We start from the raw sequence: 8,580 nt of genomic DNA on the forward strand, positions 1-8,580 counted from the left end.
ACCCCGGAGCTGACTGAAAGGACCCATCATGGCCGACCGTGTTCTTCGTGGAAGCCGGCTGGGAGCGGTCAGCTACGAGACCGACCGCAACCACGACCTCGCCCCGCGACGCACCGTGCGCTACGCCTGCCCCAAGAACCACGAGTTCGAGGTGCCGTTCTCCGACGACGCCGAGATCCCGACGGTGTGGGAATGCCGGCTGCACGGCAGCGAGTCCGAGATCGTCGATGGCGGGCAGCCCGAGCAGAAGAAGGTCAAGCCGCCGCGGACCCACTGGGACATGCTGCTTGAGCGGCGCACCATCCCCGAGCTCGAGGACCTGCTGAACGAACGTCTCGCCGAGCTGAAGGGCCGCCGGACCTCCCGGTCCGCGTGACCTCTTCGGGACTCGGCTCGTAGCCTGCTCCCACCACAACGGAAAGGCCCCCGCGACCTCCCCCCGCGGGGGCCTTTCGCATGCCTGCACACCGGCTGGCGGGGCCCTTCGGTCGGTCGTGAGGGGCACCCTCAGGGCTTGTACATCCCTGAAGGTGCCCCTCACGACCGCTCCGCCGGTGACGCTCCGGCCGCACGTGAGCCCGGCCGCGTGCGCGCCGCCGGGCCGGCCGGGCAGCTCGCCCAGTGTCGTGAGGGTGCCCCTCACGACGGCTCCGCTGGCGACGCCCCGGCCGCACGTGAACCCGCGACCGGGGCGTGCGCGCCGCCGGGCGGCCTGGCAGCTCGCCCGATGTCGTGAGGGGCACCTTCAGGGCTTATAAGTCCCTGGGGTGCCCCTCACGGCTGGTGGCTGAACGGGCCTTCCAGGGCCGCCCACTGCAGGAGCATGATCGTCTTGGCGTCGGCGATCTCCCCGGTGCCCACCATGGCCAGGGCCTCCTTGAACGGCAGCGCGACCACCTCGATGTCCTCCCCCTCCTCCGCGAGCCCGCCGCCGGCGCCGCGCTCGGCCGGGCGGTACGGCGCCGCGTAGCAGTGCAGCCGCTCGGTGACCGAGCCCGGGCTCGTGTAGACGTCGAACACGTGCTCCAGCTCACCGATGCGGACGCCGGTCTCCTCCTGCGCCTCGCGGCGGATGGCCGTCTCGGGGTCCTGGTCGTCCAGGAGCCCGGCTGCGGCCTCCAGCAGCATCCCGTCGGGGTGGCCGTTGACGTAGACCGGGTAGCGGAACTGCCGGGTCAGCAGCACCGTGGCGCCCTCGAGGTCGTAGAGCAGCACGGTGGCGCCGTTGCCGCGGTCGTAGGTCTCGCGCTGCTCGGTCGTCCGGTGCCCGTCGCCGTGGTCGTAGTCGAACGTCGTGCGGCGCAGCACGTGCCAGCCGGCCGCGAGCAGTTCGACGTCGGTGACGCGCACCCGCGGGTTCCGGTCCAGGTCGCGGCCCGCCCGGTCGAGGCCGGTGCGGCCGCGGTGGTCGGGGACGTCGAGGCCGGGCACGCTTGTCGTAGTGGTCATGCCGCGACCATAATGTGCACGACTCGGAACGAACAAGGAGGATCGTGCATGTTGGTTGGGGAACGCCGCGAGCTGCTGCTGGGCCGGCTGGCCGCCGAGGGCAAGGTGCTGGCCAAGGACGTCGCGGCCGAGCTCGGCGTCTCGGAGGACAGCATCCGCCGCGACCTGCGGGACCTCGCCGCGGCCGGGCTCTGCCAGCGCGTCTACGGCGGGGCGCTGCCCGTCTCCCCCGCCGTCGCCGACTACGCGAGCCGGACGTCGATCGCCGTCGCGGGCAAGGACCGGGTGGCCGCCCTCGCCGCCGGCCTGGTCCGGCCGGGGGCGACGGTCATCCTCGACGGCGGGACCACGTCCCTGGCCGTCACGAAGGCGCTGCCCCGTGACCTGGCGGCGACGGTCGTGACGCACAGCCCGACCGTCGCCGCCGCGTTGCTGGACCACGAGGGCATCGAGGTGTTCCTGCTGGGCGGGCGCCTGTTCCGGCACTCCGCGGTCACCTGTGGCGCCGCCGCGGCCGAGGCCGCCCAGGCGATCAGCGCCGACGTCTTCCTGCTCGGTGTCACCGGCGTCCACCCCGAGGCCGGGCTGACCACCGGCGACGCCGAGGAAGCCGCGATGAAGCGGACGCTGGCCCGGCGCGCGGCCGACACGTACGTGCTGGCGAGCGCCGAGAAGCTCGGTGCGGCGTCGCGGTGCGCGGTCTTGCCCTTCGCCGACGTCGCCGGAATCATCACCGACGCCGACGAGACCGACCCGAACGTGCGGAAACTTGCAGAACTCGGCGTCGAGCTGCGGCTCGCCGGCCACTGAGGGGGAACCACATGACCGAGCACCGGGTGAAGTTCGCGGCGTTGTTCGACGCCGAGGTCCGGCCGCACAACGAGCGCTTCCGGGCCGCGGCGGCCGTCACCCGCGGCGAGGACGTCCTGGACGTCGGCTGCGGCACCGGCGAGTCGACGCGGGAGGCCGCGCGGGCGTCGGCGACCGGGACTGTCCTCGGCATCGACGTCTCCGAGGCGGCGATCGCGACGGCCTCAGAACGCGGAGAAGCCACGTTCGCGGTCGCCGACGCGCAAACGCACCCGTTCCCGGCCGCGCGGTTCGACGTCGCGCTCAGCCGGTTCGGCTCGATGTTCTTCCCCGACCCGCCCGCGGCCTTCGCGAACATCGCCCGCGCCCTGCGGCCCGGCGGGCGTGTGGTGCTGCTCGTCTGGCAGGAGCGCGACCGCAACGAGTGGTACTCCGTGCTCCACGACGCCCTGGCGCCCGGCACGACAGCGCCACCCGCCGGCGCGCACTTCTCTCTCGGCAACCCGGAACGCACGCGGGCGATGCTCGAAGGCGCGGGCTTCACCGGCGTCGAGTTCACCGAAGTGCGCGAACCCGTCTGTTACGGGCCCGACACCGCGACGGCGGTCGAGTTCACCCTCGGCCTCAAGGACGCGAAGGAACTGCTCGCCGGGCAGGACGAAGACGCCGCTGTGGATCGGCTGCGCACGGCGTTCACCGCGCGTGAGACCCCCGACGGCGTCTTCCTCGGCTCCAAGGCCTGGATCGTGACGGCGCTCAGCCGCGCTTGAACAACCGCTTCAGCTGCTGTGTGCGGCGCTGCACGCCCCAGGTCGCCACCCGCAGGAACGCCTCGCGGATGATCGAGCCGCTCATCTTCGACTCGCCGATCTCGCGCTCGGTGAACGTGATCGGCACCTCGACGATGTCGAACCCGGCGTCGGCCGTGCGCAGTGTCAGGTCGATCTGGAAGCAGTAGCCGTGCGAGTTGACCTCGTCCAGGGCCAGCTTCTCCAGCACCGGGCGCCGGTACGCGCGGAACCCGGCGGTGATGTCGCGCACGCGCATCCCCAGCGCGAGCTGCGAGTAGACGTTGGCGCCGCGGGAGAGGATCTGCCGGTTGACCGGCCAGTTCACCACGCTGCCGCCGGGCACGTACCGCGAGCCGATGGCCAGGTCGGCGTCGCCGACCGCGTCCAGCAGCCGCGGCAGGTCCTCGGGCGCGTGCGAGCCGTCGGCGTCCATCTCGACGATGGTGTTGTACTCCCGGGCCAGACCCCACCGGAACCCGGCGATGTAGGCGGCGCCCAGGCCGGACTTCTCCGTGCGGTGGAGCACGTGGACGCGCTCGTTGGCCGCGGCGCGCTCGTCGGCGAGCTCACCGGTCCCGTCCGGGCTGCCGTCGTCCACGACCAGCACGTCCACATCCGGAAGTGCCTTGTGCAGGCGGTCCAGGATCGGCCCGAGGTTCTCCCGCTCGTTGTAGGTCGGGATCACCACCAGCACCGGCTCGATTCCCCGGGCCCCCCGCGGCGCCTGCGACATCCGTGCTCCTCCGATATCCCCGGCGGTCAGTCCGCCGTGTCCCCTGCCGTGCCGGCGCTGCTGCGCCGGGTGCGAAAACGGAGTACGAGCCCGCCGGCCACCCCGGCGATCGCCAGTGCCAGCAACCCGTACTCCGTCCACGCACCGAGTCGATCCGACAGCGTAGTCTGCGTGCGCAGCGGCACGCGCCCGACCAGGGAGTCGGCCATGAAAAGGCCGGTTGAGCTGGTGATCGTGCCGTCGGGCGCGACGATGGCGCTGACCCCTGAGACGGCGGACACCACGACCGACCGGCTGTGCTCGACCGCCCGCAGCCGCGACATCGCCAGCTGCTGCACGCTCATCTCGCTGTCCCCGTACCAGGCGTTGTTGGTCGGCACGACCAGCAGCTCCGCCCCGTCGCGCACGGCGTCGTGGGCGGGGTAGTCGAACGCGGCCTCGTAGCAGACGAACACCCCGACCTGGGTACCGGCGACGCCCAGGGTCTGGTTGGCGCCGTCGCCCGGGACCATGTCGACGGTCTCCTGGTCCACGAACGGCGTGACGAGCGCGGCGAGCTTGCGGGCGGGCACGTACTCGCCGAAGGGCACCAGCTGCTGCTTGGCGTAGCGCTGCCCGGGCCCGGTGTTCGGGTCCCAGACGATGACGGAGTTCTGGATGTGCCGGTCCGGCAGCACGTAGAGGGCGCCGATCAGGGCCGGGACGCCGAAGTTCGCGACGAGCTGGTCGACCTGCGGGTCCGGGCCGTTGACGGTGGTGGCGCTCTCCGGCCACAGGATCAGGTCCGGCTTCGGGACCTTCCCGGCGCGGATGGCGTCCAGCAGCCGCTGGCTCTCGGCGATGGTGTTGCGGCGCAGCAGGTCCCGCTCGCCCTGCAGCGCGAGGCCGATGTCGGGGGCGTTGCCCTGCACGGTGGCGATGGTGCGCTCGCCGTCCTGGGCGGCGGTCCCGATGGTCGGCCACAGCGCCAGGCCCGCGACGACGGGCAGCAGCGTGCCGACGGCGGCCAGGACGGTGCGCCGGGCGCCCAGTGCGGGCCGGACCGCGTCACGGGTGTCCCAGAGGCGGCCGGCGAGGGCGGCGAGGCAGAAGCCGCTGAAGACGACGGCGAGGCCGACCAGTGGCGCGCCGCCGATCGAGGCGAGCGGCAGGAACGCGCCTTCGGGCTGGCTGAACGCGACCCGGCCCCACGGGAACCCGCCGAAGGGGAACCACGCGCGCGGCGTCTCCATCGCGATGAAGATCAGCGCGCCCCACAGCGGCGCGAGCGGCAGCCGGGCCACCAGCGTGATGAGCCCGCCCGCCAGGCCGTAGTAGAGCGCCAGCGCGCCCGACAGGCCGAGCCACGGCCACGGGCCGAAGTCCGGGCCGAGGAAGTCCAGCAGCCAGGTCAGCAGCGGCAGGAAGAAGACGAGCCCGAACGCGAAGCCGTAGCCGAACGCGCCCCGGAAGCTGCGGCCGCGCAGCACGAGCGCGAACCCGGCGAAGGCGAGCGGGGCGAGCCACCACAGCGGGCGGGGCGCGAAGCTCAGGTAATAGGCGAAACCGGACACCAGCGCGCCGGCCAGCCGCAGCAGCCACACTCGCGGGAAGCGCCGGGTTCGGGTGGGTTGGTGCGAAGCGCCCGGTTCGGGGTCCGCCACGGTGACTGCCACAGGTGCTGACTCTAGGTGCCCGGCGTGAAGTCGTCGTAGACGACCTCACCCGCGCGCACCGTGCGCAGGCAGCGCGGCAGCTGGGCACCGGGCTCGAGGCGCGGCAGCGGCGGCACGCCGGCGCGCGGGTCGGTGGACCAGCGCTGCACGCGGGTGTCCGGGGTGGCGACGACGAGGTCGGTCGCGTCCCAGATCGCGTAGTGCGCCGGCGCGCCCGGGGCCAGGCTCCCGGTGATGCCGTCGTTGACGCCGGCGGCGCGGTGCCCGGCCCGGGTGTGCGCGGTGAACGCCGCGCGCGGTGACAGGCCCGCACCCGGCGTCCGGTGGTAGGCGGCCGCGCGGACGCTCGCCCACGGGGCCAGTAGCGTGACGGGTGCGTCGGAGCCGAAGGCGAGCATGACGCCTTCGGCGGCCAGCGCGGAGAACGGGTTGAGCCCGGCCGCACGGCCGGCGCCCAGGCGTTCGGCGTACATCCCGTCCGTGCCGCCCCAAGCGGCGTCGAACAGCGGCTGCATCGAGGCGACGACACCCCAGCCGGCGAGGATCTTGGACTGCTCGGCGGTGACCATCTCCAGGTGCTCCAGCCGGTGGTGGCTCGCGGCGAGGGCGCGCTGGCCGACCTGCTTCTCGGCCAGGCGGAAGCCTTCGATCACCTCGGCGGTGGCGGCGTCGCCGATGACGTGGAACCCGGCCTGCAGCCCGGCCTCGGTGCACGCGGCGAGGTGCTCGCCGATGCGGTGGGCGTCGAGGTAGAGCGCCCCGGAGCCGTGGTGGTCGGCGTACGGCTCGCTCAGCGCGGCGGTGCGGGAGCCGAGCGCGCCGTCGACGAAGAGGTCGCCGGCCAGGCCGCGCACGCCCAGTTCGCGAGCGGTGTCGACGGCGCCGAGCTCGCCCCAGTAGCCGACGACCTCGGGCCCGTCCGGGCCGGCGAGGGCCAGGAGCGCGGCGAGGTCGTCGCGGCCGGAGATGTCGGGGCCGGCGCACTCGTGGACGCTGACGATGCCCTGCTTCGCGGCTTCGGCGAGGAACGCGCGCTGGGCGCGTTCGCGCTGCTCGGGGGTGACGGCGGCGCGCACGGCCGCGCGGACGGCGTGGTGGGCGTCGCGGGTCAGCGGGCCGTCGGGCGACCAGCCGTCGGCGCCGCGGGCGGCCGGGGCCAGCTCGACCAGCGCCGTGGAGACGAGGGCGGAGTGGACGTCGACGCGGCTGAGGTAGACCGGGGCGCCGCCGGCGGCGTCGTCCAGCTCGGTGCGGCTGGGCGGCCGCGGGTCGGTCCAGGCGGTCTCGTCCCAGCCGTGGGCCAGCAGGACCTGGCCGGGGAGGACGGCGTCGCGGACGGCGGCCAGCAGCCCGGCGCGGTCCCGGACGCTCGTGAGGTCGAGGCCGGTCAGGTGCAGGCCGGTCGCGGTGGCGTGGACGTGCGCGTCGACGAACGCGGGGGCCACGAAAGCGCCGTCGAGGTCGATGGTCTCGGCGCCGGGGTGCAGCGCGCGGGCCGGGCCGTCCTGGCCGGCCCAGACGACGGTGCCGCCGGTGACCGCCATGGCCGTGGCGTCCGGGCCGGCGGGGGTGTAGATGCGCCCGCCGAGCAGGAGCGTGGTGTGTTCGTCCGTCACGCCCTGAGTCTGCTCCGGCCTGCCGACCCCTCCGCCACCTGGGGGAAGATCCGCGAGCATGCAGGAAGATTTACTCCGTGAGAACGTTATGACAGGATATTTTGACGCCTAACCGACGACTGGGAGTACAAGTGACTGCGATCCAGGAACCTGTGACACCTGCCGCCGCCATCGACCAGCCCTACGAGTACGCCCGCGCCGAGCTGGTGGAACCCGACTGGCGCCGCTTCCCCGGCTGGCACGGCGTGACCGACGCGGAGTGGCGTGACGCCCAGTGGCAGCGGGTGCACTGCATCCGCAACGCCAAGCAGCTGCGCGCCCTGATGGGCGACCTGCTGGAGGACCGCTTCTACGACGACCTGGCCGCCGACCAGCGCGAGATGGCGACCATGTCGATGCTGCTGCCGCCGCAGATGATCAACACGATGGCGCCGACGGCGGGCACCGACCCGGCGAAGGTGACCGAGGCGTTCTACCGCGACCCGATCCGCCGCTACATGCTCCCGGTCAAGAGCGACCGCGACACGACGTGGCCGAGCCACCCCCACTCGGAACGCGACTCGCTGCACGAGGCGGAGATGTGGGTCGTCGAGGGCCTCACCCACCGCTACCCGACCAAGGTGCTGGCCGAGATGATCTCGACCTGCCCGCAGTACTGCGGCCACTGCACCCGGATGGACCTCGTCGGCAACTCGACCGAGCAGGTCGAGAAGCACAAGCTGGCCCTCAAGCCGGTCGACCGCCAGGACGCGATGATCGCGTACCTCAAGAAGACCCCGGGCGTGCGCGACGTGGTCGTCTCCGGCGGTGACGTCGCCAACGTGCCGTGGCCGCAGCTCGAGTCGTTCCTGATGCGCCTGATGGACATCGAGACGGTCCGCGACATCCGCTTGGCGACCAAGGCCCTGGCCGCGCTGCCGCAGCACTGGCTGCAGCCGAAGGTCGTCGAAGGCCTGGAGCGCGTCGCCGTCACCGCCCAGCGCCGCGGCGTCAACCTGGCGATCCACACCCACGTCAACCACGCCCAGTCGGTGACCCCGCTGGTCGCGGAGGCCGCGCAGACGGCGCTGAACGTCGGCGTCCGCGACGTCCGCAACCAGGGCGTCCTGATGCGCGGCGTCAACGCCACGCCGGCACAGCTGCTGGACCTGTGCTTCGCCCTGCAGGGCGAGGCGAACATCCTGCCGTACTACTTCTACATGTGCGACATGATCCCGAACGCCGAGCACTGGCGGGTGTCAGTGCACGAGGCGCAGGAGCTGCAGCACGCGATCATGGGCTACCTGCCGGGCTACGCCACGCCACGCATCGTCTGCGACGTGCCCTACGTCGGGAAGCGGTGGGTGCACCAGCTGGCCGACTACGACCGTGAGCTGGGCATTTCCTACTGGACCAAGAACTACCGCACCGGCATCGAACTGGACGACCCGGAGGCCTTGAACCGCCGTTACCCGTACTACGACCCGATCTCGACGCTGCCCGAGGCGGGCCGGACGTGGTGGGCCGGGCAAGCCGGCTGACGCCGC

The 8,580-nt window shown here is 72.8% G+C and carries 8 protein-coding genes; 4 read left to right on the top strand and 4 right to left on the bottom strand.

What is annotated here, in order from left to right; translation table 11 throughout:
* Positions 1 to 28 precede the first annotated feature (28 nt).
* Positions 29 to 376, top strand: a complete 348-nt coding sequence (locus MUY22_RS36990; RefSeq protein ID WP_003081521.1) for an RNA polymerase-binding protein RbpA — start codon at positions 29 to 31, stop codon at positions 374 to 376.
* 398 nt (positions 377 to 774) lie between these two features.
* Here MUY22_RS36990 and MUY22_RS36995 read toward each other — a convergent pair whose 3' ends face one another.
* Positions 775 to 1,449 (bottom strand): NUDIX domain-containing protein, encoded by a 675-nt coding sequence (locus MUY22_RS36995; RefSeq protein WP_247051823.1) that lies wholly within the window; start codon positions 1,447 to 1,449, stop codon positions 775 to 777.
* A 48-nt stretch (positions 1,450 to 1,497) separates the two neighbouring features.
* On the opposite strand from MUY22_RS36995, the gene MUY22_RS37000 reads away from it, so the two are divergent.
* Positions 1,498 to 2,259 carry a DeoR/GlpR family DNA-binding transcription regulator gene (locus MUY22_RS37000; RefSeq protein ID WP_247051824.1) on the top strand — a complete coding sequence of 254 codons (762 nt, stop codon included), beginning with the start codon at positions 1,498 to 1,500 and terminating at the stop codon, positions 2,257 to 2,259.
* Between the two features lie 11 nt (positions 2,260 to 2,270).
* The gene (locus tag MUY22_RS37005; protein ID WP_247051825.1) at positions 2,271 to 3,029 is read left to right on the top strand and encodes a class I SAM-dependent methyltransferase; all 759 of its coding nucleotides are present in this window, start codon (positions 2,271 to 2,273) and stop codon (positions 3,027 to 3,029) included.
* Here MUY22_RS37005 and MUY22_RS37010 read toward each other — a convergent pair.
* The 3 genes from MUY22_RS37010 to MUY22_RS37020 are packed head-to-tail and all read right to left on the bottom strand — an operon-like array spanning position 3,016 to position 7,054.
* Entirely contained in the window at positions 3,016 to 3,783 is a 768-nt protein-coding gene (locus tag MUY22_RS37010; protein WP_247051826.1) for a polyprenol monophosphomannose synthase, read from the bottom strand. The genes MUY22_RS37005 and MUY22_RS37010 overlap by 14 nt on opposite strands.
* Before the next feature lie 26 nt (positions 3,784 to 3,809).
* Positions 3,810 to 5,438, bottom strand: a complete 1,629-nt coding sequence (gene lnt / locus MUY22_RS37015) for an apolipoprotein N-acyltransferase (protein ID WP_247051827.1) — start codon at positions 5,436 to 5,438, stop codon at positions 3,810 to 3,812.
* An 11-nt stretch (positions 5,439 to 5,449) separates the two neighbouring features.
* On the bottom strand, positions 5,450 to 7,054 hold the full coding sequence (locus MUY22_RS37020) for an amidohydrolase (protein ID WP_247051828.1): 1,605 nt from the start codon (positions 7,052 to 7,054) through the stop codon (positions 5,450 to 5,452).
* Positions 7,055 to 7,185: 131 nt separating this feature from the next.
* On the opposite strand from MUY22_RS37020, the gene MUY22_RS37025 reads away from it, so the two are divergent.
* Positions 7,186 to 8,574: a KamA family radical SAM protein gene (locus MUY22_RS37025; protein ID WP_247051829.1), complete on the top strand. Its 1,389-nt coding sequence runs from the start codon at positions 7,186 to 7,188 to the stop codon at positions 8,572 to 8,574.
* Positions 8,575 to 8,580: the final 6 nt, after the last annotated feature.

The organism is Amycolatopsis sp. WQ 127309, from assembly GCF_023023025.1.
GTDB lineage: Bacteria > Actinomycetota > Actinomycetes > Mycobacteriales > Pseudonocardiaceae > Amycolatopsis.